The 26,465-nt window shown below is 58.4% G+C and carries 22 protein-coding genes and 3 pseudogenes; 10 read left to right on the forward strand and 15 right to left on the reverse strand.

Going from position 1 to position 26,465, the window contains the following annotated elements:
* Positions 1 to 88 precede the first annotated feature (88 nt).
* A pseudogene (locus AB4N76_RS01360) lies at positions 89 to 1,671 on the forward strand (winged helix-turn-helix domain-containing tetratricopeptide repeat protein).
* 282 nt (positions 1,672 to 1,953) lie between these two features.
* Here the strand turns inward: AB4N76_RS01360 and AB4N76_RS01365 are convergent.
* Positions 1,954 to 2,823 carry an AraC family transcriptional regulator gene (locus AB4N76_RS01365; RefSeq protein ID WP_460164004.1) on the reverse strand — a complete coding sequence of 290 codons (870 nt, stop codon included), beginning with the start codon at positions 2,821 to 2,823 and terminating at the stop codon, positions 1,954 to 1,956.
* Positions 2,824 to 3,802: 979 nt separating this feature from the next.
* Between AB4N76_RS01365 and AB4N76_RS01370 the strand changes: the two genes are divergently transcribed.
* Genes AB4N76_RS01370 through AB4N76_RS01385 form a run of 4 tightly spaced genes read left to right on the forward strand, consistent with a single transcriptional unit; the run spans position 3,803 to position 6,858 of the window.
* Positions 3,803 to 4,585, forward strand: coding sequence for a transporter substrate-binding domain-containing protein (locus AB4N76_RS01370; RefSeq protein WP_077431982.1), 783 nt, complete (start codon positions 3,803 to 3,805; stop codon positions 4,583 to 4,585).
* Between the two features lie 55 nt (positions 4,586 to 4,640).
* Positions 4,641 to 5,369: an ABC transporter permease gene (locus tag AB4N76_RS01375; protein ID WP_046031501.1), complete on the forward strand. Its 729-nt coding sequence runs from the start codon at positions 4,641 to 4,643 to the stop codon at positions 5,367 to 5,369.
* A complete protein-coding gene (locus AB4N76_RS01380; RefSeq protein ID WP_108231581.1) occupies positions 5,366 to 6,076 on the forward strand; it encodes an ABC transporter permease in 711 nt (236 codons plus the stop codon). Before AB4N76_RS01375 ends, AB4N76_RS01380 begins: the two co-directional genes overlap by 4 nt.
* A 17-nt stretch (positions 6,077 to 6,093) precedes the next feature.
* Positions 6,094 to 6,858, forward strand: coding sequence for an ABC transporter ATP-binding protein (locus tag AB4N76_RS01385; protein WP_460164005.1), 765 nt, complete (start codon positions 6,094 to 6,096; stop codon positions 6,856 to 6,858).
* Between the two features lie 63 nt (positions 6,859 to 6,921).
* Here AB4N76_RS01385 and AB4N76_RS01390 read toward each other — a convergent pair.
* The 11 genes and pseudogenes from AB4N76_RS01390 to AB4N76_RS01440 form a co-directional block, all read right to left on the reverse strand.
* Positions 6,922 to 7,084 (reverse strand): annotated as a pseudogene (locus AB4N76_RS01390) (efflux RND transporter periplasmic adaptor subunit); the annotation flags it as partial.
* A 377-nt stretch (positions 7,085 to 7,461) separates the two neighbouring features.
* The gene (locus AB4N76_RS01395; protein WP_077431980.1) at positions 7,462 to 8,208 is read right to left on the reverse strand and encodes a 2-keto-4-pentenoate hydratase; all 747 of its coding nucleotides are present in this window, start codon (positions 8,206 to 8,208) and stop codon (positions 7,462 to 7,464) included.
* A complete protein-coding gene (hydA, locus tag AB4N76_RS01400; protein ID WP_046031505.1) occupies positions 8,205 to 9,641 on the reverse strand; it encodes a dihydropyrimidinase in 1,437 nt (478 codons plus the stop codon). Before hydA ends, AB4N76_RS01395 begins: the two co-directional genes overlap by 4 nt.
* A 114-nt stretch (positions 9,642 to 9,755) precedes the next feature.
* On the reverse strand, positions 9,756 to 10,889 hold the full coding sequence (locus AB4N76_RS01405; RefSeq protein WP_046031506.1) for an aminotransferase class V-fold PLP-dependent enzyme: 1,134 nt from the start codon (positions 10,887 to 10,889) through the stop codon (positions 9,756 to 9,758).
* 180 nt (positions 10,890 to 11,069) lie between these two features.
* Positions 11,070 to 11,966 (reverse strand): allantoinase PuuE, encoded by an 897-nt coding sequence (locus AB4N76_RS01410; RefSeq protein WP_046031507.1) that lies wholly within the window; start codon positions 11,964 to 11,966, stop codon positions 11,070 to 11,072.
* 54 nt (positions 11,967 to 12,020) lie between these two features.
* A complete protein-coding gene (locus AB4N76_RS01415) occupies positions 12,021 to 12,674 on the reverse strand; it encodes a MurR/RpiR family transcriptional regulator (protein WP_460164006.1) in 654 nt (217 codons plus the stop codon).
* A 251-nt stretch (positions 12,675 to 12,925) separates the two neighbouring features.
* Positions 12,926 to 14,161, reverse strand: a complete 1,236-nt coding sequence (locus tag AB4N76_RS01420; protein WP_460164007.1) for a cysteine desulfurase-like protein — start codon at positions 14,159 to 14,161, stop codon at positions 12,926 to 12,928.
* 20 nt (positions 14,162 to 14,181) lie between these two features.
* Positions 14,182 to 14,906, reverse strand: a pseudogene (locus tag AB4N76_RS01425) (amino acid ABC transporter ATP-binding protein).
* A 5-nt stretch (positions 14,907 to 14,911) separates the two neighbouring features.
* Complete coding sequence (locus AB4N76_RS01430) at positions 14,912 to 15,589, reverse strand: amino acid ABC transporter permease (RefSeq protein ID WP_027923846.1); 678 nt, start codon at positions 15,587 to 15,589, stop codon at positions 14,912 to 14,914.
* 64 nt (positions 15,590 to 15,653) lie between these two features.
* Positions 15,654 to 16,430 carry a transporter substrate-binding domain-containing protein gene (locus AB4N76_RS01435; protein WP_460164008.1) on the reverse strand — a complete coding sequence of 259 codons (777 nt, stop codon included), beginning with the start codon at positions 16,428 to 16,430 and terminating at the stop codon, positions 15,654 to 15,656.
* Between the two features lie 310 nt (positions 16,431 to 16,740).
* Positions 16,741 to 17,616: a LysR substrate-binding domain-containing protein gene (locus tag AB4N76_RS01440; RefSeq protein ID WP_046031513.1), complete on the reverse strand. Its 876-nt coding sequence runs from the start codon at positions 17,614 to 17,616 to the stop codon at positions 16,741 to 16,743.
* A gap of 147 nt (positions 17,617 to 17,763) precedes the next feature.
* Between AB4N76_RS01440 and AB4N76_RS01445 the strand changes: the two genes are divergently transcribed.
* Positions 17,764 to 18,114, forward strand: a complete 351-nt coding sequence (locus AB4N76_RS01445) for a RidA family protein (protein WP_046031514.1) — start codon at positions 17,764 to 17,766, stop codon at positions 18,112 to 18,114.
* Positions 18,115 to 18,159: 45 nt separating this feature from the next.
* Positions 18,160 to 19,551, forward strand: coding sequence for an FAD-dependent oxidoreductase (locus tag AB4N76_RS01450; protein ID WP_460164009.1), 1,392 nt, complete (start codon positions 18,160 to 18,162; stop codon positions 19,549 to 19,551).
* A gap of 113 nt (positions 19,552 to 19,664) precedes the next feature.
* Here the strand turns inward: AB4N76_RS01450 and alr are convergent, their stop codons facing one another.
* The 3 genes from alr to AB4N76_RS01465 form a co-directional block, all read right to left on the reverse strand.
* Positions 19,665 to 20,738: an alanine racemase gene (alr, locus tag AB4N76_RS01455; RefSeq protein WP_046031516.1), complete on the reverse strand. Its 1,074-nt coding sequence runs from the start codon at positions 20,736 to 20,738 to the stop codon at positions 19,665 to 19,667.
* A gap of 107 nt (positions 20,739 to 20,845) precedes the next feature.
* Positions 20,846 to 22,150: a D-amino acid dehydrogenase gene (gene dadA / locus AB4N76_RS01460; protein WP_460164010.1), complete on the reverse strand. Its 1,305-nt coding sequence runs from the start codon at positions 22,148 to 22,150 to the stop codon at positions 20,846 to 20,848.
* A 97-nt stretch (positions 22,151 to 22,247) separates the two neighbouring features.
* On the reverse strand, positions 22,248 to 22,502 hold the full coding sequence (locus AB4N76_RS01465; RefSeq protein WP_139348121.1) for a hypothetical protein: 255 nt from the start codon (positions 22,500 to 22,502) through the stop codon (positions 22,248 to 22,250).
* 224 nt (positions 22,503 to 22,726) lie between these two features.
* On the opposite strand from AB4N76_RS01465, the gene AB4N76_RS01470 reads away from it, so the two are divergent.
* The 3 genes from AB4N76_RS01470 to phnX all read left to right on the forward strand — a co-directional run bounded on the left by AB4N76_RS01470 (position 22,727) and on the right by phnX (position 26,392).
* Positions 22,727 to 23,887, forward strand: coding sequence for a 2-aminoethylphosphonate--pyruvate transaminase (locus AB4N76_RS01470; protein ID WP_460164011.1), 1,161 nt, complete (start codon positions 22,727 to 22,729; stop codon positions 23,885 to 23,887).
* Positions 23,888 to 24,182: 295 nt separating this feature from the next.
* Positions 24,183 to 25,526, forward strand: a complete 1,344-nt coding sequence (locus tag AB4N76_RS01475) for an MFS transporter (RefSeq protein WP_046031518.1) — start codon at positions 24,183 to 24,185, stop codon at positions 25,524 to 25,526.
* Positions 25,523 to 26,392 (forward strand): phosphonoacetaldehyde hydrolase, encoded by an 870-nt coding sequence (gene phnX / locus AB4N76_RS01480; protein ID WP_460164660.1) that lies wholly within the window; start codon positions 25,523 to 25,525, stop codon positions 26,390 to 26,392. Before AB4N76_RS01475 ends, phnX begins: the two co-directional genes overlap by 4 nt.
* Positions 26,393 to 26,465 lie beyond the last annotated feature (73 nt).

Below are 26,465 nucleotides of genomic sequence, written 5' to 3' on the forward strand. Positions count from 1 at the left end.
TCGAGCTGACGTATTATCAATCTCAACTAAAATATCGCCAGCGGCCTGGGACACGGAGTTGAAGGCGCTTTGCCAGGGGAAGCCCACTTTGCAATTCGCGTTTGAAGATTTCGTGCTCGATCAAGAGCGCCGGGAACTGACCTTGCGTGGGCAAGCCGTGGCCGTCGGGCCACAGACCTTCGATCTATTGCAATATCTGGTGAGTAACCGCGATTGCGTTGTCAGCAAGGACGACCTGCTCAAGGCCGTGTGGAGCGGCCGGATCGTCTCGGAATCGACGATCACCAGCCACATCAATGCGGTGCGCAAGGCCATCGGCGATACGGGCGAAGAGCAGCGCCTTGTCCGCACGGTCGCCCGCAAGGGTTACCGTTTTGTCGGCGAGGTAGAACAAGCGCGAGCGCCTGGCGAACCAGACATCGGCGAACACACGCCCTTCACCCCCAATGAACTCCCCCTGCCGTGCTCACCCTTCCGGACAAGCCCTCCATTACCGTCCTGCCCTTCCAGAATCTGAGCGGCGACCCAGAGCAGGAATACTTCGCCGACGGCGTGGTAGAGGACATCATCGCCGCGCTCTCGCGGATCCGCTGGCTGTTCGTCATCGCGCGCAATTCGAGCTTCACCTACAAGGGTCAAGCGGTGGACATCCAAGGCATCGGTCAGACGCTGGGCGTTCGCTACGTGCTCGAAGGCAGCGTGCGCAAGTGCGGGAACAAGGTGCGCATCACCGGGCAACTCATCGACGCGACAAGTGGTACGCATATCTGGGCGGAACGCTTCGAAGGCCTGCTCGACGACATCTTCGAGCTGCAGGATCAAATCGCCGAAAGCGTCGTCGGTGCCATCGCGCCGCAACTGGAACGGGCAGAAATCGAACGCGCCAAACGCAAACCCACTGAAAGCCTCGACGCCTACGACTATTACCTGAGAGGCATGGCAAAACTGCACAGCGGCACCCGTGAAGCCATCGCGGAGGCGCTGCCGATGTTCTACACGGCCATCGAACTCGATCCGGAATTCGCTTCGGCCTATGGCATGGCCGCCTGGTGCCACTTCTGGCGCAAGCTCAACGGCTGGATGACCGACCGGCCGGCAGAAATTGCCGAAGGCACACGGCTCGCGCGCCTGGCGGTGACACTCGGACGCGATGATGCCGTCGCGTTGACCCGCGGCGGGCATGCGCTCGCTCATCTGGCCGGTGATGTCGATGGCGGCATTGCGCTGCTCGACAGGGCGCGCCTGCTCAATCCCAACCTCGCCCCTGCCTGGTTCCTGGGCGGTATCTTGCGTGCACTGCGCGGTGAAACAGAAGGCGCCATCAAGGACTTGACCCATGCCGTTCGCTTGAGCCCGGTGGACCCCGAAATGTTCAGGATGCAAATCGGAATGTCGCTCGCGCACTTCTTCGCCGGCCGCTTCGATCTCGCTGCGCAATGGGCGGAAAAAGCCTTGGGCAACCTGCCCAGTCTGCTGGCCCCGGCGGCTCTGGTGGCAGCCAGCTATGCGCTCAGCGGACGAATGGACAAAGCGAAGCAGGCAATGCAGCACCTGCAAGAGCTGGATCCGTTGTTGCGGGTTTCTAACCTTAGGGATTGGCTGCCTATCCAGCGTGCGGAGGATCTTGCACGGTTTGCGGATGGATTGCGGCGGGCTGGGTTGGCAGAGTGAGCTTGGGATGGCTGGCTGTAGGAATATTGGATGTTTTATCGATTCAGGCAGAAAAGCGGTTCGCGTGTTAATCAGAACTGCCAAACCCACGATAACCATGATCGGTAGAGCGCTGCAGATTGCTTCCTAGGGTGGCAACAGGCAGAAATAGGCCAGCATGAAAAAAAATGAAAAAAGTGACTGATTTATTTTTCCATTCAAAAGGGGACGTAAAAATCTGTCCCCATTTTTTCATGAACTCAACGACGATCGTTCCAAACCAGAAGCAACATGTCCGCTCCGCTATTGCAAAGGTACATATATATCGGTCTGCCATTGATCCTGCGGTGTCTCGAGGGAAATGCTTAGATAATCGAAGAACAACGGCTGGTCTCGAAGCTCCTCGCCGCTGGTAGGGAGCCAGTCGCGATAGATCGGATAGATCGATTCGCCGATGTGATCCGTCGAGCCCACGTGACGCACCACGACGCAGCGCCCGCCAGGGATAACTCTCTCGACTACGCCGAAATCATTCGCTGCTACTGCCTCGTGAATCTCGCCGCAGATTGCAAACCGGAACTCTTCGGCCGGAGTCGTATCGGGGTTGCCGGAAGGAATACCAAAGCTGCGACTGGATGCCACCGGCGACTGTCCGCTCTGCATGCGCCACTCGATAAATTTACGCACGCTCTCATTAATGGACCCGGGCGCTCCGCAATGCTCGAGTGCTGCAACCCTGACTTCATGAAACTCCACAATTCGTATCTGCATGATGATGTTCCTGGAAAAATGAGGGATGGTGAACACCGCACTCCAGACCTGCCAATTGGGTTGCTTCCTGAATGCACTCGGCGTCATACCGAACGCCCGCCTGAACGCCCTGGAAAATGCTTCGGGGCTTTCGAAACCCGCACCGAAAGCGGCGTCCAGCACCGAGTAATTCGCCAGAGAAGACAAGCAATGCGCCGCGCGTCGTAGTCGCATCAGTTGTACATAACGTGAAACTGGCACGCCCACGAACGCGGTGAATTGGCGATGGAAGTGAAACGCCGAAAAGTTCGCGACTTCGCTCAACGTCTTCACGGACAAGTCACCTTCGAGATTGGCGTCGATGTAGGCGAGTACCAGGTCGAAGCGTTTTGTGTAGGCGGCGTTGCTCGGCAAGTCAGGCACTGGATGGAGGCTCCGGGAAATACGGTAGGCAATAGAGTCGACTATACCGGCGTGCCCGCGCCTAGCCGTGTTTGCTCAGGTCGCGATTGAATGGCCTGTTCGACATGGCCGCCTTGGATGCACCGTCTTGAAGGCAAGCGGGCAGTTCATCTGAGCCTCCGATTGTTAAATTCTGTACGCCCGACAGCCAAAAGTGGACTCTGCAACGTAATTGCCTGTCAGATACGTCTCCCTTTCGAGTTTTCACATAGCTTGGGCCAATAACGGACGCTGGATGATGACCGCTTCGCTCCCTGAAGCGCCAAGGTAACTCGAAAGGTATCTGCTGGCACCGTTAGATACGGGTTCAATTTGGTCGCGGCTCAGGTGGACAGGCGTTAGATCTCAAGATCCGCAAAACAGCCCGCAAGCCACGAACGGCGTGGTCTGCGAGTCAATTCCGACATGTGTTGACGCCGAGGTTTGAAAACAGCAACCGGGACCGTATTTAGCGACCAGGCAAGCCTCCCCACAACGACGAAAACAACCTTTGGTGGGGTGCAAAAACCGCATCCCGTTGCGACGTCGCAACACGTTCGGTCTCCCGCGAAGTAAACGCCCTTACGAGCCGAGGGCAACCATTCGGACGGCAAGGGGTTTGCCGTGATTCACGGGCTGAAGGACGGTAGAAACGAAAATTCGGGTAAACCGCTGGAGCGCACGCCGCGTAATTTCACACTTTGTTACCGCATACCCCATCTGGGTGCAAAAACCTGCTTTGGTAACAGCCTCGCAGGCTGCCTGACTCCCAACGCTCACCTGCCTGCCAAGCCCTTCCCAGAGCGCTGTACGCGCTTTCTCAAACGTCCAATCCGCGAATTGGCCGGGTGATTGCATATGCTTGTCTGTACAAGTATCTGCGTGTGCATAAGACATTGTGCCACGCAGTACATGCGCTCTTGCGGCACAAGCGCTTTCGATGGTCCTTGGGAATAAAATAATGAAAAAAGTATTTCTCACCCTTTCTGCATTAGCTTTGTGTGTGGCTGCCGGTTCTGCGCTGGCCAAGGAGTACAAGGAGTTGCGCTTTGGCGTCGACCCCTCTTATGCGCCGTTCGAATCCAAGGCCGCCGATGGCAGCCTGGTGGGCTTCGATATCGACTTGGGCAACGCGATCTGCGCTGAGCTGAAGGTCAAGTGCAAATGGGTCGAAAGTGACTTCGACGGCATGATTCCCGGCCTCAAGGCCAACAAGTTCGACGGCGTGATTTCTTCCATGACCGCCACGCCAGCGCGTGAGAAAGTTATCGATTTCTCAAACGAGCTGTTCTCTGGCCCGACCGCGCTGGTCTTCAAGAAAGGCGCGGCCATCGGCACCGATCCGGCCTCCCTCAAGGGCAAGAAAGTCGGCTACGAGCAAGGCACCATCCAGGAAGCCTACGCCAAGGCCGTACTGGACAAGGCCGGGGTACAGACCCTGGCCTACGCCAACCAGGACCAGGTGTACGCTGACCTGATCTCCGGTCGTCTCGACGCTGGGATCCAGGACATGCTGCAAGCCGAACTGGGCTTCCTGAAGTCGCCACCAGGCGCCGACTTCCAAGTCAGCGAGCCGGTCGAAAGCCCGCTACTACCAGCCAAAACCGCCGTGGGTCTCACCAAAGGCAACGCCGAGCTCCAGGCCTTGCTGAACAAAGGTATCAAGGCGCTGCACGACAATGGCACCTATGCGGCCGTCCAGCAGAAGCACTTTGGCGATCTGAATCTCTACAGCGGCAAATAATGACCCTGCGCCCATTTCCGGATGGGCACTTTATTGATTGAGGTAGGGCTGCTCAATGCTAGAAAACCTATTGCAGATTCTTGGGCTGTCAGGCTTTAGCCTTAAGGGTTTCGGCCCGCTGTTGCTGCAAGGCTCGTGGATGACTGTCAAATTATCCTTTCTGTGCTTGCTGGTGAGCGTTGGCCTGGGCCTGATCGGCGCCAGCGCCAAGCTTTCGAAATCGGCACTGCTGCGCGTCCCTGCGCAGGCCTACACCACGCTGATTCGCGGCGTGCCGGACCTGGTGCTGATGCTGTTGATCTTCTACAGCCTGCAAACCTGGCTAACCTCGTTTACCGATTTCATGGAATGGGAATACATCGAGATCAACCCGTTCAGTGCCGGGGTCATTACCCTGGGCTTCATCTACGGGGCGTATTTCACCGAAACCTTCCGTGGCGCAATCCTCTCCGTACCCCGAGGGCAGATGGAAGCGGCTACCGCCTACGGCCTGACCCGCGCTCAGCGCTTTCGCATCGTGGTGTTCCCGCAAATGATGCGTTTTGCCCTGCCGGGCATCGGTAATAACTGGATGGTGATCCTCAAGGCCACCGCGCTGGTGTCGATCATTGGCCTGGCCGATCTGGTCAAAGTGGCCCAGGACGCGGGCAAGAGCTCCTATCAGCTGTTCTTCTTCCTGATGCTGGCCGCCTTGATCTATCTGGTGATAACCACCGTTTCGAACTACGTCTTGCGCCGGATGGAAATCTTCTACGCCGCAGGCACCCGGGAGGCCGTGCGATGATCGAGCTACTGCAGGAGTACTGGAAACCTTTCCTGTTCCAGGACGGCAATCACATCACCGGGCTGGCCATGACCCTCTGGCTGCTCAGTGCTTCGATCTTCTTCGGCTTCGTGATGTCGATCCCGCTGTCGATCGCCCGGGTCTCGACCAATGTCTGGGTGCGCTGGCCGGTGCAGTTCTACACCTATCTGTTTCGGGGTACGCCTCTCTATATTCAGCTGCTGATTTGTTACACCGGTATTTACAGCCTGGCCGCGGTGCGTGCTCAGCCGGTACTGGATGCGTTCTTCCGCGATGCGATGAACTGCACCATCCTGGCCTTCGCCCTGAACACCTGCGCCTACACCACGGAGATCTTCGCTGGGGCCATTCGCAGCATGAACCACGGTGAAGTCGAAGCGGCCAAAGCCTACGGACTGACCGGCTGGAAGCTGTACACCTACGTGATCATGCCGTCCGCCCTGCGTCGCTCGCTGCCTTACTACAGCAACGAAGTGATTCTGATGCTGCACTCGACCACCGTGGCCTTCACCGCGACCATTCCGGACATTCTGAAAGTCGCGCGAGACGCCAACTCGGCGACCTTCCTGACCTTCCAGTCGTTCGGCCTCGCCGCGTTGATCTACCTGGCAGTCACTTTCTCCCTGGTCGGCCTGTTCCGCCTGGCTGAACGCCGTTGGTTGTCTTTCCTCGGCCCGGCTCACTAAATTCAGGATGCTTGTTCATGTACAAACTGACCGTTGAAAACCTGCACAAAAGTTATGGCAACCATGAAGTCCTCAAGGGCGTTTCGCTAAATGCCAAGACCGGCGATGTGATCAGCCTGATCGGCGCCAGTGGTTCGGGCAAGAGCACTTTTCTGCGTTGCATCAACTTCCTGGAAACGCCCAACGACGGCGCCATGAGCCTGGATAACCAGCCGATTCAAATGGTCCATGATCGCCACGGAATGCGCGTGGCCGACGCCAATGAACTGCAACGCATCCGCACTCGCCTGGCGATGGTGTTCCAGCACTTCAACCTGTGGAGCCACATGACCGTACTGGAAAACATCACCATGGCCCCACGCCGGGTGCTGGGCGTCAGCAAGAAGGACGCGGAGGATCGCGCCCGGCGCTACCTGGACAAGGTCGGTTTGCCGGCACGGGTTGCAGATCAATACCCGGCGTTTCTCTCGGGTGGTCAGCAGCAACGGGTCGCCATTGCCCGTGCCCTGAGCATGGAACCGGAGATCATGCTGTTCGACGAGCCGACTTCGGCCCTGGACCCGGAACTGGTGGGCGAAGTGCTCAAGGTGATCCAGGGGTTGGCCGAAGAAGGCCGCACCATGATCATGGTGACCCACGAAATGAGCTTTGCGCGCAAAGTGTCGAACCAGGTGCTGTTCCTGCACCAGGGGCGGGTCGAAGAGCAAGGTGTGCCCGAGGACGTATTGGGCAACCCCAAAAGCGAGCGCCTGCAGCAATTCCTCAGCGGCAGCCTGAAGTAACCGGAGCGCCTTCGAGCGACGGCAGGGACGCTCGAAGGCGCTGGCTCAACCCTCAAAACGCTCACGTTCAACCTGAGCAATCAGGTGTTGCCGGCATCCCTGTGATGCCGTAGCCGCTGACGAGCCGCGGCCAACAGATCAGATCGCTTCGCTTCAAAACAAGGAACTCTGTCTGAGCAGCCACCCACTCTGGAACCAAGGTATCCACCAACGCCGCATTGCTTTCTCAATCCGTGGTCAGCGACTCGGGGCGATTTCAGTCTGACGTTGCAGATAGAAATTGGCCGGTAGCGAGTGAAGCTACGAAAGGTAAAGTGGAGCGCATAGCTGAACCTCTGCTGCGCGGGGCAATCAACCGCTTCTAAAACTAAAGAACTGAGAGGTTGGCTATGACGGCGAACGAGGATCTGATTGATTGGAATGGCCGCTGGCGTATCTCTAACAGTGCGGTGTCTTGCAGAGCGCTTCCAACTCGCAAGCCAACGTAGGGAGAGGGGCCTGAGGGAATACCCAGAGGCAAGCCTCAGAAGCCCACGCCTTTTAAGCAGGAGCAATGCGCCGGCTGGCTCCGTTAACTGGAAATCAGCAAGCCTTTGAAACGCATCACGTCGACAAGGCAACCCGTCCTATCCCGGCAAACTCAACTTCCACTTGCACCCCGGCCGACGCCCAGTAGATACCGGTCCAGCTACCAGTAGCCACCAGGTCGCCGGCTCGCAAGGGGCTGCCCAGCGCTGCAGCGTGACGCGCCAGCCACGGCAGCGAACTCAGCGGCTCACCGAATGGATGGCTGCCAACGCCGACGAATTCAGGTTCCCCGGCCACCCGCAACGCCACCTGTTGTCTTGACCAATCCGGCATGTCCCCCAGCGCTTGCGGTGCACCGAGTACCAGCGCGCGGTTGAGTTGCTGGTCAGCCAGCCGAAGCAGTGGCGCGGCCTGATCGCCCTGCAGCCAGCGCGTGCCACACAGTTCGATGCCCGGCATCCACACATCGACCGCCGCACAGGCCATGGCCAGATCAGTGTGCAGGTCGAGGTCGCGCGACAGGCGCACGATCAGTTCACCCTCGATCCCGAAACCGAAGGCATCGCCCGGCGGAACCTGCCAACCCGACGGGTGTACCGCCATTGCCGGCACCCCGGCGGCGCTGATCAACCCTCCCGGAGCGCCGCCCAGTTTCCAGACCGCTGGCGGCCCGGAGGCGAACCAGCCGAGGGCATCCGCTACCTGGCGCTGCACGGCATAGGCTTCGGCTTCGTTAGCCAGTTCCAGGGTTGGCAACGGTTGTTGGCGCCCCTCACGCCAACCACGAATCAGGATGGCAGCCACCTGCGCGACCGCACTCACAATGGCAACTCAGTCTTGCGTCGGCGCAGTTGCGCGGGTGCCGGGCGCTCGCACGGCAGAAACCGGCCGCGACCCGCCTCACCGCGCGGCTCGCCGTCCCAGACCACCTCACCGCGAGACAGGGTCATGGCCGGCCAGGCGCTCAGCGTCATGCCGGCGTAAGGCGTGTAATCGACGTTGTGGTGCAGCATTTCGTTGCACAGGTGCACCGACTCACCTTCGTTCCAGATCACCAGGTCGGCATCAGCACCAATAGCGATGCTGCCCTTGCGCGGATACAACCCATACATCTTGGCGGCATTAGTGGAGGTCAGCGCAACAAAGCTTTGCGGGGTGATGCGCCCGCTGCGCACGCCTTCGGACCAGAGCAGTGCCATGCGGGTTTCGACACCGGGAATGCCGTTGGCGATCTGGTCGAACGACACCTCTTCACCGTGGGCCTTCTTGCCATTCGGGCCATCGAAGCGAAAGGGTGCGTGGTCTGACGAGAAAATCTCGAACGAGCCGTTCTCCAGGCCGTCCCAGATCACCTGCTGGTTTGCGGCATCGCGCGGCGGCGGGCTGCAGATGCACTTGGCACCTTCGAAGCTGTCGTCACACCCCAGCGAGTCGGCGGTCAGGAACAGGTACTGCGGGCAGGTTTCGGCGTACACCTTCAACCCCTGGCTCTGGGCCCAGCGAATCTGCTCCACGGCCTCGCGACCCGACACGTGCACGATCAGGATCGGCACGTCCACCAGCTCGGCAAGGGCGATGGCACGATGGGTCGCTTCGCGTTCCACCAGCATCGGCCGCGACGCGGCGTGGTAGCGCGGCGCAGTCAGCCCGGCCGCCAGTAGTCGCTCGGTAAGCCAGGCGATGCAATCGCTGTTCTCGGCGTGGAGCATCACCATGGCGCCCTCACGGCGCGCGACCGACAAGGTCTCGAGAATCTCCCGGTCGCCCAGCTTCAGCGCATCGTAGGTCATGTAGATCTTGAACGATGTATAGCCTTCAGCAATCAAGGCCGGCAGTTCTTCACACAGCACCTGCGGGGTGGGGTCGGTGACGATCAGGTGAAAGGCATAATCGATCACCGGCTTGTTACCCGCCCGACGATGGTAGTCATCGACGGCAGAGCGCAAGCTTTCGCCCTTCTGCTGGCAGGCGAACGGGATGACGGTGGTGGTGCCGCCGCAAGCCGCCGAGACCGTGCCGCTGAAGAAGTCATCGGCCATCACCGAGCCGTCGCCAGTCGGCTGGTCGAGGTGCACGTGGCTGTCGATGCCACCGGGGGTGACATGCCGGCCTGCCGCGTCGATTTCCTGGTGACCTTGCGGCAGGTCCAGGCCAAGGGAGACGATGCGCCCATCACGAATACCGATATCGCTGGTGAACGTGTCCGCGGCGGTTACCACGCGGGCGTTGCGAATCACCGTATCAAAAGATTGCATATCAATCAGGCCTCTTCCAGAAGTAACCGGCCCCAGCCGATCAGGCGGCGCGTGTCTACGCCCTTGGTTTTCAACAGGTCCCAGACCGCTGTGGTAACGGTGTCGAATACCAGCTTAGTTAACCATCACCTCGTCCAGAGCCTGCGCGAGGGTGCTGACCGTGCGTTCGATATTGCGCAGCTTTTCGAGTCCGAACAGACCGATGCGGAAGGTCTGGAAGTCGGCCGGTTCGTCGCATTGCAACGGCACTCCGGCGGCGATCTGCAGGCCGTGGTCGGCAAATTTCTTGCCGTTCTTGATGTCGGCATCATCGGTGTAGCTCACCACTACGCCGGGGGCCTGAAAGCCGGCTGCGGCCACGCTTTTGATGCCTCTGCCGGTCAACATTGCGCGCACCTGATCGCCCAGCGCCTGTTGTTCGTCGCGGACCTTGTCGAAACCGTAGGCTTGCGTCTCTTTCATCACTTCGTTAAATCGCGCGAGGGAATCGCTGGGCATGGTCGCATGGTAGGCATGTCCGCCCTGTTCGTAGGCCTGCATGATCTGAAGCCACTTTTTCAGGTCGCAGGCGAAGCTGCTGCTTTGCGTCTGCTCGATGCGCTCGAGGGCCAAAGCACTGAGCATCACCAGGGCGCAGCAAGGGGAGGCGCTCCAGCCTTTCTGCGGTGCGCTGATCAGCAAGTCGACTGCGCATTTGTGCATATCCACCCAAAGCGTGCCTGAGGCGATGCAGTCCAGCACGAACAGGCCACCCACCGCATGCACGGCGTCGCCGACGGCCCGCAGGTAGTCGTCGGGCAGGATAATCCCTGATGAGGTTTCAACGTGGGGGGCGAAGACAATCTGCGGCTTCTGCGCCGCAATGGCGGCCAGCACTTCCTCCAGAGGCGGCGGGGCGTAGGCCGCCTGGCGACCAGCCTCGACCGGTCGGGCTTTGAGCACCGTAGTGGCCGCCGGGATGTTGCCCATCTCAAGGATCTGGCTCCAGCGATAACTGAACCAGCCGTTGCGTATCACCAGGCATTGCTGGTCGGTGGCAAACTGTCGCGCCACCGCTTCCATGCCGAATGTGCCGCTGCCCGGGACCACCGCAACAGCCTGGGCGTTGTAGACCTGTTTCAAGGTCTTGGAAATGTTCTTCATCACGCCTTGAAATGACTGCGACATGTGGTTGAGCGAGCGGTCGGTGTAGACCACTGAGTACTCGACCAGCCCATCGGGATCGATACTGGGATATAGCTTTGACATGGGGTGACTCCTTTGGCAGAGATGTCAGTGGTATCGACCCTGCCTTAAGCCTTGGCAAATGACAAGATTGCTCGGGATTGAATGGCGGCTTCTGTCGAGCGGCTGGCTGTTCCCCCTCAACTCTTTCAACACAGTGGGGAATAGCGCTTTATTTTTTGATCCGGCGTGATTGCCACGCAATCAAGTTCGTTCAAGCCAGGCACGGGCGATTTCTTCGCGCGTAGCAAACCAGACACCGCCGTGTTGTTTTGCGTACTCGATGAATTGCTTGATCGCCCTTACCCGCCCGGGACGGCCCACCATACGTGGGTGCAACCCGATGGACATCATGCGTGGTCCTTCAGCCGACTCCTCATAAAGGACCTCAAAGCTTTCTTTCATGTATTCGAAAAAGTCCGATGCCTGCGAAAGCCCCGGCGAGTTCCAGTAGCGGAAATCGTTCACGTCGGCGGTGTAAGGCACCACCAAATGACGCTTACCCTCGACTTCGACAAAGTAGGGAACATCGTCGTTGTAGGCATCGGAATCGTAGAGAAAACCGCCCTCCTCAGCGACCAGCCGACGGGTGTTGACGCTGGCGCCATACCGGCAATACCAGCCAACGGGTCGCTTGCCACAGGTGCGTTCGAATGACTCGATTGCCAGGCGTATGTGCTCACGCTCCTGTTCCTCGGTCAGGCGAAACACTTCCTCCCAGCGATAACCGTGACTGCAAATCTCATGGCCACCCGCGACGGCGGCGCGAGCCACATCAGGGTTCTGCTCAAAAGCCACTGCGCAGGCATGAAAAGTTGCGCGAACCGATTGCTGGTCGAGAATATCCAGGATTCGCCAGATCCCGACGCGAGAGCCGTACTCATACATCGATTCCATCGCCAGATTGCGTGTGCCGTCGGGTATTGAATAGCTGCCCCATTCGGTCATTGATTCCTGGTCCGGGTCGCCCATGGCGAGCGAGCGTTCGGAGCCTTCTTCGTAGTTGATCACCAGGCTGATGGCCAAACGTGCGCCATTCGGCCAGGTGCCTTGCGGGCGTTGTCTTCCGTAACCCACTAAATCGCGTGCAGGTGAAACCATCGGGATATTCTCCTGAAGTGACTGGTTAAATAAGTACGTGGTGAAAGTCGCGACTTAGCAGTCGATATCTTTCAGCTGGTCGTGGCTAAAGGTGGTGTCCGATTGCCACTCGCTGAAGGCCAGCCCCATGGCCAGGGTTTGCGCAATACAGAACGAAGCGGTGAGCGAGCGAAATCCCAGTAATTCGGCGTCATTGACCTCAATCACCGTATCGGCCATCTGCCCGATAGGGCTCAGAACACTGTCAGTGATCGCTACCAGCGTCACGCCTGCGGCCCGCGCCTGACGACAAGCCTCAACGGTGTCATTGGCGTACGGTGGAAAGCTGACGGCTATCAGCAAATCATCATCGGCAATGGCGCTGACCTGCTCCGGCAACGTGCCGCCAGCACCGCTGATGTGCACGGTTCGCCGGCCCACACGACTCAACGCGTAGCTCAGATACGCCGCCACCGGAAAGGCACGGCGCATACCGATGACGAAGGTAGTGCGCGCGACTTGCAGATGGGCGATGGCGGCTTCGATATTGGCCTGCTCGCCGCCTTCGGCCAGGTGTTCCAAAGAAACGATATTGGCCTGGCTGAACTCACGCAGAATTCCGCCGACGTCACTCGGGTCCTCCAGCAACGTCTCACCGCCGTAGTGCCGAATACGCTCGCTGTGGGTGTCGGCAGCCTGTTGCAACGGTGCGCGGAAAAGCCGCTGCAAATCCTTGAAACCTGCAAAGCCAAGCGCCTGGGCCAGCCGAATATAGGCTGAAGGCGCAATGCTGAGCGCTTACCCAGTTCGGCCACCGTATTGAGTGCGATCTCATGCGGGTTGTCGATCAGGAATCGGGCAGCATCGCGCAGGCGACCGGTCAGTTGTTCGTGCTGGGCCGCGATACAGTCACGCAGCTCTGCAAGGGTTTCAGGTAAGGCCATAGTGAAGGCTCGTAAAATTAGAAGTGTGTACGCCGGTCAACGCAACGCATTGATTGCTTGATCCAGCGCAGTGATGAGGCGGTCGACTTCTTCCAGCGTGTTGTAATGCGCCAACGACACCCGCACTACCCCGCCAAACTGGTCAAGCCCAAGGGCTTCGATAAGTCGCCGTGCATAGAAGTCACCAAAACGAATGCCGATCCGATGCTCATCGACCCTACGCACAACAGCCTCTGACTGAACGCCCTCAACCACGAAACTGATCGTTGGCACTCGATTGCTGGTATTCGCTTTGCCAATGATCCGAACGCCCTCGCGCTGGCGCAAAAATGCCAGCAGACGCTCGGCGAGCAAATCCTCCTGCACCTCGAAGGCATCGAACGCAGCCTGCATGCACTTGCGCTCGCTACCTTGCGCGCCAAGCCGGGTGCTGATGTCGAGCAAATAGTCGGTAATGCCGATGCAACCGAATGACAACTCGTAGTTGACGTTGCCCGGTTGCAATTTGTAAGGCACCACATCCTGACCGATAAAGAAGTGGTTAAGACTCGGCAATTCCAGCAACAGATAGCGGCGTCCCCAGAGTACGGCAAAGTGCGGGCCGAACGTTTTATAGAAGCTATAGACGTAGAAATCGGCGCCGCTGGCCTGAACATCCACCAGACGGTGTGGTGCATAAGCGACGGCGTCCACGCACAGCTTGGCGCCCACCGCATGGACACGCCGCGCAACCTCGGCGACTGGATTGACCGAGCCGAGAATATTCGAGGTGTGGGTCATGGCCACATAACGGGTTTTGTCATTGAGCAAGACCTGCAGGTCATCCAGCTCCAGCTCACAGCTGTCGCGGTTGACCTGCCATACGCGCAAGGTCGCACCACGGTCTTCGCAAAGCTTGACCCATGGGCCGATGTTGGCCTCGTGATCGCAATTGGTGACGATGATTTCATCGCCCTGGACAATTGACGGTGCGATGGCGCGACACAGTATTTGCAGCAAGTGGGTGGTCGAGCCGCCCATGATCACTTCTTCGGGATGCTCGGCGTTGATCAACTGCATGACGGAGTGACGTGCCTGCATCACTCGCTCGCCAGCGTCGACGGAAGGTTGATAGGAAGCGCCCAGTTGCACGCTGCTGTTAAGCAGGTAATCCGTGACCCGGTCAGCGACGGCACTCAGCACCATCGAACCACCGGCGTTATCCATGTAGGCGTATCCACTGGCCAGACCTGGAAATTGCTTGCGAACGTAATCGATATCGAGAGGATTCACTCTTCTTTCTCCAGCCTGATTCAGTGGTGCAAGATGGCCTGCAGGAACGCTTGCGTGCGGGGTTCCTGAGGTGCGGTAAAAAAGGGTTCCGGGATGTTCTGCTCAACAATGCGTCCGCTTTCCATGAAGATCACCCGATCGGCGACCCGGCGGGCAAAGCCCATTTCGTGAGTCACCACAACCATCGTGACGCCGGAGCGAGCAAGGTTCTGCATGACATCGAGTACTTCGCCAACCATTTCCGGGTCCAGTGCCGAAGTCGGTTCGTCGAACAGAATTGCGCGAGGTTCCATGGCCATGGTTCGGGCGATGGCAACCCGTTGTTGCTGGCCGCCGGACAATTGGCTCGGGTATTTGTGGGCGTGATCGCCCATGCCGACCTTCACCAATAGTTCCTTGGCCCTGGAGTGCGCATCACGCCGACTCAGCCCGCGAACACGGATCGGCGCCAGCGACACGTTGTCGAGAACAGTGAGGTGCGGATAGAGGTTGAAGCTCTGAAACACCATACCTACTTCACTACGGATGGCGCTCAGTCGCGGACCGTTTTCAACCCGCTCCCCCCCACGCGAATATCGCCCTGCTGGTAGTCTTCAAGCAGATTGATGCAGCGAATCAAGGTCGATTTCCCCGAACCAGACGGGCCAAGAATGACCACCACTTCACCCTCTTCAACCTGCAAATTGATATTGCTTAACGCCTTGAAGCTGCCGTAGTACTTGTCGAGATTTTCGATGTCGATCAACGTGCTCATGCGGTTTTTCCTCCAGAGGCGTTACGACGCTCAACCCAGCTGACCATTTGTACCAGCGGCAACAGCAGCAACAGATACAGCAAGGCAGCCCCTACCAGCGGTGTCGGGTTGGCAGCCAGTGCCTGCGCCTGGGTTGCCTGCTTCAGCAAGTCAGGCATGGCGACGACTGAAGCGAGCGCCGTGTCTTTCATGACGTTGATGCAGTTGCTCGTCATGGGTGGCATCACGATGCGGATGGCCTGCGGCAAAACTACGTCGCGCATGGTGTTGAAGAAACTCATGCCTTGAGAAGCCGACGCTTCGAATTGGCCACGGGGAATGGCCTCGATGCCCGAACGAAAAATCTCCGCACTGTAAGCGCAGGAGACCAGCGAGAGCGCACTGGCAGCGGCCGCAAAAGACGACAGTCGAATGCCGACAAAAGGCAGCGCGTAATAGATGAGTACCAGTAAAACCAGCAGTGGAATAGAGCGCATGATATCGATGTAGATACGTGCAAGCGCTCGAACAGGTGCGTAGGAGTACAACCGCAGCAATGCCAGCAACAGCCCGCCCACCAGGCCCAGGGCAATGCTCACCACCCCAAGCAAAATGGTCACGCCCAAGCCGCGCATCATCAGCGGAAGCGAATCGACGAGCACGTTCCAGTTGAAGAATGTCTGCAAAAGATCCATGGGATACCTCGGTCAATACAAGTGGCGAACAGGCGTCGCCACTTACATGCATCAGCAGCAGGGCTTACTTGAGGACGGCGATCACTTTCAGGGTGCTCGAATCTTTATCGGCGTCGGCGCCGAACCACTCTTTGTGGATTTTTCCGAGCGTGCCGTCTTCTTTCATCTTGCTGATGATGTCGTTGACCTGATCGCTCATCGCCCAGCCTTTGGCGTGCATCAGCGAGTAGCGTTCACCGGTGGGAATACGCGCCACGATGGAGTATTGCGGTTTGTCCTTGATGTAGTAGAGCACCGCAGGAATGTCGCTGACGTAGCCATCGATTCGTCCGGAAGCCAGATCGAGCATGGCCGGCGATAGCCCTTCATAGCGCGAGACATCGGCGAACTTGTACTCGTCCTTGTGTTGGCCGATCCACATGTCGCCGGTAGAGCCAGTGTCGACACCAACCACCTTGTCGTTCATGTCGGCCAGGCTTTTGACCTTGGAAGTGGTCAGTGCGGTGAGCGACTGGTCGCTGTCGAAGTAAGGCTGCGCAAAGGCTACCGACTCCAGACGTTTCGGAGTGATAGTGATTGATGAGATAGCGATTTCAACACGTTTGGATTGCACGGCACTGAACAGGCCGTTGAAGGGAATATTGACGAACTCGACGCTTTTTCCGGCGCGTTTGGCCACTTCTTTTACAACATCGACTTCGAAGCCGACAAATTCACCTTTGGCGTCCTGAAACTCCCAGGGCACGTTGCCAACGTTAGCACCTACGGTCCAGTCAGCGGACCAGGCTGGTAGAGAAATTGCGGCCGTCATGAACAATCCCAACATCACTTTCGTTTTCATGTTTGCTCCCGATTGTTTGTTTTTTTAGGTGCTAACAGCGGTTGATCTCGTACAACGTGGGACCGAGAGTAAATCAATGAATTATTTATTTCAACACCACTTGTCCGTGAATTTTTTACTCCATCACCATCTTTAGTTTTCCTTAAGCGTCACGTCCAAAGGGCTGGTTACGGTCAGAACCGACCAAGGTGGCCGCGCGCAGCAGAATTCGCGGCAGGCAAAAAACGGCCAAAAGCAGCCGTTCAGCCCTTCGTGTGCAGCCACCCATGGCGCCATAGATAGCTGCGTTCGTACGTGATCAAACGTAACCTCACTCAACCAAGCCTTCTCGAACCATGTCGAAGAAGGTGGTCAGGATACGCCGTGAACTCTGCGCGCGCAGGCAGACCAGAGTCTCGGTGAAGCAGCGCTGGCAATCGATGATGGGCAAACCGCGAAGCCGCGAGTCCGAGCCAAGCTCGGCCGCCGACACGACACCAACGCCCATGCCAATCGCCACGGCCTCACGTGCCGCTTCACGCCCTTCCACTTCGATCGCCTTGCGAATATGCAGGCCCGCTGCTGCCATTTCCTCCTCCAGGGATAGGCGGGTGACTGAACCTTTTTCCCGGAGAACCAGGGGCGTGTCATCCAAATCAGCGAGGCTGATTGATTGGCGTTGTGCCCAAGGATGGTCAAGCGAAACGAAAGCGTGCATCGGATCGCTCCGCAGGTGCAATGTCTGAAGGCGTTCATCTTCGATGTTGCGTCCCAGCAGGGCAATGTCTGCCTGATGGCCGAACAACCGTTGCAACACCTCATCAGTATTGGCGGTTTCAATCTTCACATCGATACCGGGGTAGCGACTGCAAAAGCGTGCGACATAAGGCAACACATGCACCGGCGCATCCACCGCCAGATTCAAGGTTCCAGTCGAGAGGGTGCGGTAGTCCATCAGCATGTCGTGGGCATCCACACTGATATCGAACAGACGCCGGGTCAGGCCGAACAGCCGTTCCCCCACTTCCGTCAAGCGCACCAGACGCTTGTCACGGTAGAACACCATCACCCCGTAGTAATCCTCAAGTTTGCGAACCTGGTCGGACACCGCCGGTTGAGACAGGCAAAGCTGTTCGGCCGCCCGCGTGAAACTGCCGTTGACTGCAACGGCGTGGAAAGCCTTGAGCTGGGTATGGGAAATAGTCATTGGGGAAGTCTTTGCATAGGTTCAACTTATTCATGCATACGTTAAATCGATTTTATTTATAAACGATGGACTGCAAACATGGTTTTCGCAAGTCCACAGAGCACTGTCTTCAACAGTGCCACCCCTCGTACCCACCGGGAATGCTTGATGGAAATTGAACGTTTCGCCGCGATAAAACGCCGTTCGGACATGGTCCGGTACGACAACCATCTCTACATCGGAGGCCAAGTCGCCACGGACCTCAGTGGCGATATCGAAGCACAGACTCACGAGGTGCTCGCCGGTATCGAGCAGCTATTGTTGAATGCCGGTAGCAGCCGCAAGCAGGTGCTTTCGGTGCGCATCCTGCTCGCCCATCGCGAGGACTATGCAGGGCTCAACAGGGTCTGGGACGAGTTCTTTCCCGAAGGCCATGCCCCCACACGAGCTTGCACCCTGGCGGATTTGATCGACCCCGGTTGGCGCGTGGAAATGATTGTGGTCGCCGCGTGCGCCTGATTGCGTCCTGACTATTGCCCCGAATCAATCAACGGAGATGACCCAATGCGCCCCTACTGGCTCGACCAGGCTCTGCAAAACCAATCCGCCACGCCTTGTCCGCCGCTGCAGCAGGACACCCGCGCCGATGTCTGCATCGTCGGTGGCGGTTACACAGGCTTGTGGACCGCGGTCATGATCAAGGAACAGAACCCCGAACTGGACGTTGTCATCGTCGAAGCCGACATTTGTGGTGCCGGCGCCAGCGGGCGCAACGGCGGCTGCGCGCTGTCCTGGTCGGCCAAGTACTTCACCCTGGAGCGCTTATTTGGCGTCGAAGAGGCGGTACGCCTGGTCAAGGAATCGGAGCAGAGCATTTACGCCATCGGCAGCTTTTGCGAAAAGTACGGGGTTGATGCCGACTACCGTCTCGATGGCACGCTCTACACCGCGACAAACCAGGCCCAGGTCGGCTCGACCGACGGGGTGATCGCAGCGTTGGAGCGCAATGGCATCAACTCTTTCTCCAAATACGCGCTAGCTGACGTGCAGCGTATGGCGGGTTCGACCCGGCACATTGAAGGCTGGTTTTCGCCAGCGGCTGCCAGTGTGCAGCCGGGCAAGCTGGTGCGCGGTCTGCGTCGGGTCGCGCTGGATCTAGGCGTGCGAATCTACGAAGGCTCGCCGATGACCGGCCTGGAACAAGGGCTGCCGGCCACCATCAAGACTCAGGGCGGGAAAGTGGTCGCCGATCGCGTAGTGCTGGCGATCAACGCCTGGATGGCACGGGCTTTTCCAGAATTCGAACGTTCAGTAGCCATCGTCTCCAGCGACATGATCATCACCGAGCCGCGACCTGATCTGCTCGAGCGCATCGGCCTGACCAACGGGGTTACCGTGCTCGACTCGCGGATCTTCGTGCACTACTACCACAACACCCCGGACGGCCGGATCATGCTCGGCAAAGGTGGTAACACCTTCGCCTACGGCGGGCGCATGCTGCCGGTATTCGACCAACCGTCACCCTACGCGGGGTTGTTGCGTAACACCCTCGCGGAGTTCTTTCCGGAATTTGCCGATGTTGGCATCGCCTCCACCTGGAATGGCCCGTCCGATCGCTCGGTCACGGGGCTGCCTTTCTTCGGCCGTATGGGCACAAATGGCAATATTTTCTATGGTTTCGGCTATTCCGGTAGTGGCGTCGGCCCCTGTCATATGGGAGGGCAAATCCTCTCATCCCTGGTTTTGGGGTTGGACAATCCTTGGACACGCTCGCCACTATTGCAAGGCCCCCTCGGCCATTTCCCACCGGAGCCTATTCGCTACCTGGGCTCACTGATGGTGCGCAACGCCGTTCGCCGCAAGGAGCAAGCGGAAGACCACAATCAACGGCCAGGTCGACTGGATGTGCGTCTGGCAAAATTCGCCGCGGCTGCCGGCAAGGCGGACAAGGGGTAAAGCCTCGATCACACAGCGAAACCTTTACGCTTGCCAACAAAAAACCGCCGGGCTATTGGCCGGCGGCTTTTCTGTTTTCAACACTTTCAGGACGCAGGCGCGGTGCGCTTCGATTAATCTTCGCAATAGAGTTTTGGTACCCGGCGCAGGTTGCAGAAGATCTGATAAGGAATCGTGTCCGCGGCCGCCGCCACGTCGCTGGCGAGGATATCTTTGCCCCACAACTCGACGGGCGAACCGAGGCCGGCTTGCGGTACATCGGTCAGGTCGATGCAGAGCATGTCCATCGACACGCGGCCGATCAACTGGCTGCGCTGCCCGGCCACCAGCACCGGCGTACCGGTGGGTGCCTGACGCGGATAGCCGTCGGCATACCCCATGGCCACCACCCCCACACGCATCGGCTTGGGTGTAATGAATTTCGCACCGTAACCAATTGGTTCACCGGCCGGCAGTTCACGCACACTGATCACTTTCGACTCCAGCGTCATCACCGGTTGCAAGCGTGAGGCGACTGCGTTGGCTTCTTCAAACGGCGTCGCGCCATACAGCATGATGCCCGGACGCACCCAATCGCTCGGAATCTGCGGCCAACCCAGCACCGCCGGCGAATTGCGCAGGCTGATCTCGGCCGACAAACCCTGACGCGCCGCTTCAAATACCGCAACCTGCTCGGCGCTGGACTGCTCGTGCAGTTCATCGGCCCGGGCGAAGTGGCTCATCAATACAACCTTTGCCACCTTGCCGCTGGCCAGCAGCCGTTGATAGGCCGCCTGATAATCCTTTGGATGCAAGCCCACCCGATGCATGCCCGAATCCAGCTTTAGCCAGACCGTGATCGGCTTGCTCAGCGAAGCTTTCTCGATGGCTTCAAGCTGCCAGAGCGAATGCACCACACACCAGAAATCATGCTCAACAATCAGCGACAACTCGTCAGCTTCGAAGAACCCTTCCAGCAGCAGGACCGGCGCACGAATGCCGGCCGCGCGCAGTTCCAGTGCCTCTTCGATACAGGCTACGGCAAACCCGTCCGCCTCGGCTTCCAGCGCCTGGGCGCACCGCACCGCGCCATGGCCATAGGCATCGGCCTTGATCACCGCGAGGGCTTTGGCTCCCGTGACTTCACGGGCAATTTGGTAATTTTGACGCAGGGCTTGAAGGTCGATCAGGGCACGGGCAGGACGCATGGTGGCAGCCTTTATTGGCAGTTTCATGAGAAATGAAAACCGACGCTGTCACACGGCGATTTCGCCGTGCGCAACGCTTGGTGTCGAATTGGCTTATACGTTCTCGCTCATTGTTGAACTGGCGCTGGAGCGCCCTGCACTGCTGGCTCCGATGTACCACTGTCGTAACGGGAAATATCGAGGCCTTCGGCGCTGATCTGCGGCGTTCTTTTCGCCATCAGGTCAGCCAGCAAGCGACCGGAGCCACAAGCCATGGTCCAGCCGAGTGTGCCGTGACCGGTGTTCAGGAACAGGTTCTTGAACGGTGTCGCGCCAACGATCGGCGTGCCATCCGGGGTGGTCGGACGCAGGCCGGTCCAGAAACTGGCCTGGGCCAGATCGCCGCCCTGAGGATAAAGGTCGTTGACGATCATCTCCAGGGTTTCGCGCCGACGCGGGTTCAGCGACAGGTCAAAACCGGCAATCTCCGCCATGCCGCCGACGCGGATGCGGTTGTCGAAACGGGTGATCGCGACCTTGTAGGTCTCGTCGAGAATGGTCGAGGTCGGGGCCATGGCCGGGTTGGTGATCGGCACGGTCAGCGAGTAACCCTTGAGCGGGTACACCGGCGCCTTGATCCCCAGCGGCTTGAGCAATTGCGGCGAGTAGCTGCCGAGCGCCAGCACGTAGCGGTCTGCGGTTTCCAGCTTGCCATCGATCCACACACCGTTGATGCGATCACCGGCGTAGTCGAGTTTCTGGATGTCCTGGCCGAAGCGGAATTCCACACCCAGTTTCACCGCCATTTCGGCCAAGCGGGTGGTGAAGATCTGGCAGTCGCCGGTCTGGTCGTTCGGCAGGCGCAGGGCGCCGGCGAGGATGTCGGTGACGCTGGCCAGCGCCGGCTCAACGCGGGCAATGCCGGCGCGGTCGAGCAGTTCGAACGGTACGCCGGACTCTTTCAGCACCGCGATGTCTTTGGCGGCGCCATCCAGTTGAGCCTGGGTGCGGAACAATTGGGTGGTGCCGAGGCTGCGGCCTTCGTAAGCAATACCGGTTTCGGCGCGCAATTCGTCGAGGCAGTCACGGCTGTACTCGGACAGGCGGACCATCCGCTCCTTGTTCACCGCGTAACGGCTGGCGGTGCAGTTGCGCAGCATCTGCGCCATCCACAGGTACTGATCGATATCGGCAGTGGCCTTGATCGCCAGCGGTGCATGGCGCTGCAACAGCCATTTGATGGCTTTGAGCGGCACACCCGGCGCCGCCCACGGCGAGGCATAACCCGGCGACACCTGGCCTGCGTTGGCGAAACTGGTCTCCAAGGCAGCAGCCGGCTGACGGTCCACCACCACCACTTCAAACCCGGCACGAGCCAGATAGTAAGCACTGGCGGTACCAATCACACCGCTACCAAGCACCAGTACGCGCATGTTCATTCCCTCTAAGTGGCTAACCGCTGAAATTGTTGTAGGTCTCGTTCGGCGCAGTCTAAGAAAGAACAACCAGTGGTTTTCACTATATAAATACTTATATTTGGCGATAATTATCGGAATAAACGCTTTTTACGGAGGTGTATCCCCTATTCGCAGCAACAATTAAAGCAAGCCTGAGCGAAACAAAATCAGCTGCAGAATCCTGCGAATCGTGCAGGCGGTGGGGTTTCTCACTCAAACGAGCAGCGGAGAAAAGTACTTCTTTCGACCCCGTACCGAGCGAGTCCGCGCCCGAAGCGCGAAAGGTATTTTCCGGGATGGCATCGAATCGCAAGCTCAACTTGGGCACTTACGTAAGTCCAAGAGATGCATCGTCATGGGAAGAGATTTGAACTTACAAACCCGAATTGAACGCATAGATAGATCGAGGCTGACTTACAGCAGTGACGCAATCCAACTTATAAGCTCAGCTTGTATCTGAAGTGTGATAAATCGATTTCAGTTATTTTTCGTCAGGTGTTTTTATCAATCCGTGCATCACTCCCCACAAAAATAACACCGCCGGAGAAGATCATGACCAAAGCCGAATTCCCGATTACCCAGCCGCTGGCAACGCCAGCCATGGGTGAGCCCTACCTGCTGACCCCAGGTCCACTGACCACTTCCAAAGCCACCAAGGAAGCCATGCTCCGCGACTGGGGTTCATGGGATGGTGCCTTTAACCAAGTCACCGCCGAAGTTCGCCAGAGCCTTCTTGGCATGGCGGGCGTGCAGGACGATAGCTTTGCGTGTGTGCCTCTGCAAGGCAGCGGCAGCTATTCGGTAGAGGCGGCTCTGGCCACCGCTATCCCGCGTGACGGCAAAGCGTTGGTGCTGATGAACGGCGCCTACGGCCAGCGCGCCACCAAAACGCTGGAATACCTTAACCGCGCCTACATCACTCTGGACAAGGGTGACTACCTGCCACCGCAGCCCGATGAAGTGGACGCTCTGCTCAACGCCAATCCGGATGTGACCCACGTCTTTGTGGTCCACTGCGAAACCAGCTCCGGCATCCTCAACCCTCTGCGCGAGATCGCCGACGTGGTGAAGGAGCACGGCAAGAGCCTGATCATCGACGCCATGAGCACCTTCGGCGCAGTGCCGGTGAACGTCAAAGAAATCGCCTTTGACGTGCTGGTGTCCTCGGCCAACAAGTGCATCGAGGGCATCCCCGGCTTCGGCCTTGTGATCATCCGTCGCTCCGTGCTGGAGTCCGCTAAAGGTCGCGCCAACTCGCTATCCCTCGACCTCTACGAGCAGTGGGTTTACATGGAACGCACCGGCCAGTGGCGCTTCACCCCGCCTACCCACAGCGTTGTAGCCTTCCACAAAGCCCTCGAACAGCACGCGACCGAAGGCGGCGTGCATGGTCGTTTGGCGCGCTATACGCGCAACCGCGACGTCTTGGTCAGCGGTATGCGTGAACTGGGTTTCCGGACCTTGCTGGAAGACTGCTGGTTATCGCCGATCATCACCACGTTCTTTTGCCCTGAGCATCCAAACTTCGAGTTCATGCGTTTCTACGATGAGCTCAAGACCCGCCAATTCATCATCTACCCAGGCAAGCTGACCGTGGCCGAAAGTTTCCGCATCGGATGCATCGGCCAGATCGACGAACACATCGTCCATCAGTTGCTACGCGCTATCGCTGACAGCCTCGTCGCGATGGGCGTGGAAATGGAAGCGACCTAACCGATTTCCCCTTTCGGGTCGCCGCCACTCTGGGTGTGTCGGGGCGGGTGTTGGGATCGCACCCTCTTTACGGCGACCTCTTTTCCATGGATCTGGTCATTCACAGCTCGGCAGCGTCGAGCAGGAGCCAGCGATACGCCTATCCAAAAATCTGATGTCTGACGCCAGAAGCCACAAGCCATAAACCTCGCCTACTGCAATTTATTCAGTTCGCTTGGACTGGGTTGCGGCACCCAAAACAAAAACAAAAACAACTTTTTGCGCTGTACGGCAACCCATACGGGATCAGAACACCATGAACAAGAACGCAGCAAGCCCTCTCGCAACCGGCTGGAAATCTCTCCAGCGTTGGCGCGTGCAAATTTTTCTCATTACCTGGGTGGCCTATGCCGCCTTCTACTTTACCCGCAAGGCGTTTTCTGTTGCCAAGCTAGGTATCGGCGAAGACCCGAACTTCATGCTCGAAAAGGCCATGATGGCCAATCTCGACGCCCTCTATCTAACCGCGTACGCCGTGGGACAGTTTCTTTGGGGTAACTTCTCTGACCGATTCGGTCCAAGGGTTGTGGTACTTAGCGGACTCGTCGTCTCCGCGCTAGCCGCGCTGCTTATGGGTACCTACGCCACCTTACCGATTTTCGCCTCCTGCATGCTAATCCAGGGCCTTGCCCAGTCCACCGGATGGTCTGGTCTATGTAAGAACGTCGGCAGTTTCTTCACCACTGGCGAACGGGGTCGCGTACTGGGTTACTGGTGCACCTCCTACGCCTTCGGCGGTCTGGTGGCCACGCCGTTTGCCGGTTGGTGGGCCTACAACGCTTACCACGACTGGCGCATCGCGTTCATTAGCAGCGCTGTCGTGGTGCTGGTGGTGGCGGTGCTGTTTTTCTTCCTGCAACGCAACACGCCGGAAGACGTCGGTCTGCCTCCTGTCGAGACCGAGATCGAACCCGTCAGCAATGTCGTCGTTCCGCGCGAAAGCATGTGGGCCGGCTTGCGCATCGTAATGAAAAACCGAACCGTGATGGTGCTCGGCCTAGCCTATTTCATGCTCAAACCCGCGCGCTACGCCATCCTCTTGTGGGGCCCGGTAATTATCTACGAACGGATGCCCGAAATTGGCAAGGTGGCCTCCGCCATCGTCCCAACCTCTTTCGAGCTGGCAGGTCTGATCGGTCCGATCCTCATCGGTATCGCATCGGATAAGTACTTCGGCGCTCGTCGTATACCGGCCTGTGTCCTTAGCCTGGTTGTCCTCACTATTTGCCTTGGCCTGTTCGTTCCTGCCATGCAGAGCGGCAGTCTGTACATGGTGGTCGGCCTGCTATTCATGATGGGTCTGACGCTTTACGGGCCGGATTCGATGATCAGCGGCTCGGCTGCCATTGACTTCGGCAGCAAAGATGGAGCTGCCTCCGCCGCTGGATTCGTTAATGGCTGCGGGTCGGTAGGTGCGGTCCTCGGCGGTTTGCTGCCGGGTTACTTCGACACCCTCACCGTGTTCCTGGTCTTCACCGGCGCAGCACTTCTGGCCAGCCTGATGTTGGTTCCATTTTGGAACAGCCGCCCGAAAACAGCGGAAAACCCGCAGTTGGTATCGACGCCGGTACAACCGGTCATCGTCGGCACCACCCCCTGAACTCGTACTACCAACCTACCCTACGCTGGAGTGATCATCATGCACTACAAAAACCTTCCCACCTGCAAGCAGTGGTCCTGGACTGGGCGGGCACCGTCGTTGACTTCGGTTCTTTCGCACCGACTCAGATTTTCGTTGAAGCGTTCGGTGAATTCGGCGTTGCCGTTTCCCTGGAAGAAGCTCGTGGCCCGATGGGCATGGGCAAGTGGGACCATATCCGCACCTTGTGCAATGAGCCACAGATCGCCGCACGCTACCATGCCGCCTTCGGCCGATTGCCAACCGATGATGATGTCACTGCCCTCTACGAACGCTTCATGCCTTTGCAGATCGAAAAGATCGCCCTGCACTCGGCGCTGATCCCAGGCGCTCTTGATACGATCAATGGCTTACGCGACAAGGGTCTGAAAATCGGCTCTTGCTCAGGCTACCCGGCCGTAGTCATGGAAAAAGTCGTAGAGCTGGCGCGCAAGAACGGCTATGTCACTGACCATGTGGTTGCTACCGACGAAGTACCCAATGGCCGCCCGCACCCTGCTCAGGCTCTGGCAAACGTGATCGCTTTGGGCATCAGTGATGTGGCTGCCTGCGTCAAGGTCGACGACACCTGGCCGGGCATTCTCGAAGGCCGTAGCGCGGGCATGTGGACGGTCGCATTGACCTGCTCCGGCAATGCATTGGGGCTGACCTATGAAGAATTCAAGGATCTATCCCTGGAGGAATTGTCCGAGGAACGCGCACGCATCATCAAGATGTTCGAAGGCTCTCGCCCGCACTACCTGATCGACACCATCGTTGAGTTGCCGGGCGTCATTGAAGACATCAATGCCCGTCTCGCGCGTGGAGAAACCCCTCAGGGCTCCTGACCCTGCAAGGCTCGTTCAAATGACAGTGGCCGTCCCACGGGCGGCCACAACCAAAAACAACAAGAGAACACCA

It is taken from the genome of Pseudomonas sp. S2_F03, assembly GCF_054668335.1.

Excerpts from the sequence above, each read along its gene's own strand:
- AB4N76_RS01405 (WP_046031506.1), bottom strand. The coding sequence starts at position 10,889 with ATGTCAAAGCTATATCCCAGTATCGATCCCGATGGGCTGGTCGAGTAC.
- AB4N76_RS01440 (WP_046031513.1), bottom strand. The coding sequence starts at position 17,616 with ATGACTATTTCCCATACCCAGCTCAAGGCTTTCCACGCCGTTGCAGTC.
- AB4N76_RS01410 (WP_046031507.1), bottom strand. The coding sequence starts at position 11,966 with ATGGTTTCACCTGCACGCGATTTAGTGGGTTACGGAAGACAACGCCCG.
- AB4N76_RS01475 (WP_046031518.1), top strand. The coding sequence starts at position 24,183 with ATGAACAAGAACGCAGCAAGCCCTCTCGCAACCGGCTGGAAATCTCTC.
- AB4N76_RS01470 (WP_460164011.1), top strand. The coding sequence starts at position 22,727 with ATGACCAAAGCCGAATTCCCGATTACCCAGCCGCTGGCAACGCCAGCC.
- AB4N76_RS01370 (WP_077431982.1), top strand. The coding sequence starts at position 3,803 with ATGAAAAAAGTATTTCTCACCCTTTCTGCATTAGCTTTGTGTGTGGCT.
- AB4N76_RS01430 (WP_027923846.1), bottom strand. The coding sequence starts at position 15,589 with ATGGATCTTTTGCAGACATTCTTCAACTGGAACGTGCTCGTCGATTCG.
- hydA (WP_046031505.1), bottom strand. The coding sequence starts at position 9,641 with ATGCAATCTTTTGATACGGTGATTCGCAACGCCCGCGTGGTAACCGCC.
- dadA (WP_460164010.1), bottom strand. The coding sequence starts at position 22,150 with ATGCGCGTACTGGTGCTTGGTAGCGGTGTGATTGGTACCGCCAGTGCT.
- AB4N76_RS01435 (WP_460164008.1), bottom strand. The coding sequence starts at position 16,430 with ATGAAAACGAAAGTGATGTTGGGATTGTTCATGACGGCCGCAATTTCT.
- AB4N76_RS01380 (WP_108231581.1), top strand. The coding sequence starts at position 5,366 with ATGATCGAGCTACTGCAGGAGTACTGGAAACCTTTCCTGTTCCAGGAC.
- AB4N76_RS01385 (WP_460164005.1), top strand. The coding sequence starts at position 6,094 with ATGTACAAACTGACCGTTGAAAACCTGCACAAAAGTTATGGCAACCAT.
- AB4N76_RS01375 (WP_046031501.1), top strand. The coding sequence starts at position 4,641 with ATGCTAGAAAACCTATTGCAGATTCTTGGGCTGTCAGGCTTTAGCCTT.
- AB4N76_RS01445 (WP_046031514.1), top strand. The coding sequence starts at position 17,764 with ATGGAAATTGAACGTTTCGCCGCGATAAAACGCCGTTCGGACATGGTC.
- alr (WP_046031516.1), bottom strand. The coding sequence starts at position 20,738 with ATGCGTCCTGCCCGTGCCCTGATCGACCTTCAAGCCCTGCGTCAAAAT.
- AB4N76_RS01450 (WP_460164009.1), top strand. The coding sequence starts at position 18,160 with ATGCGCCCCTACTGGCTCGACCAGGCTCTGCAAAACCAATCCGCCACG.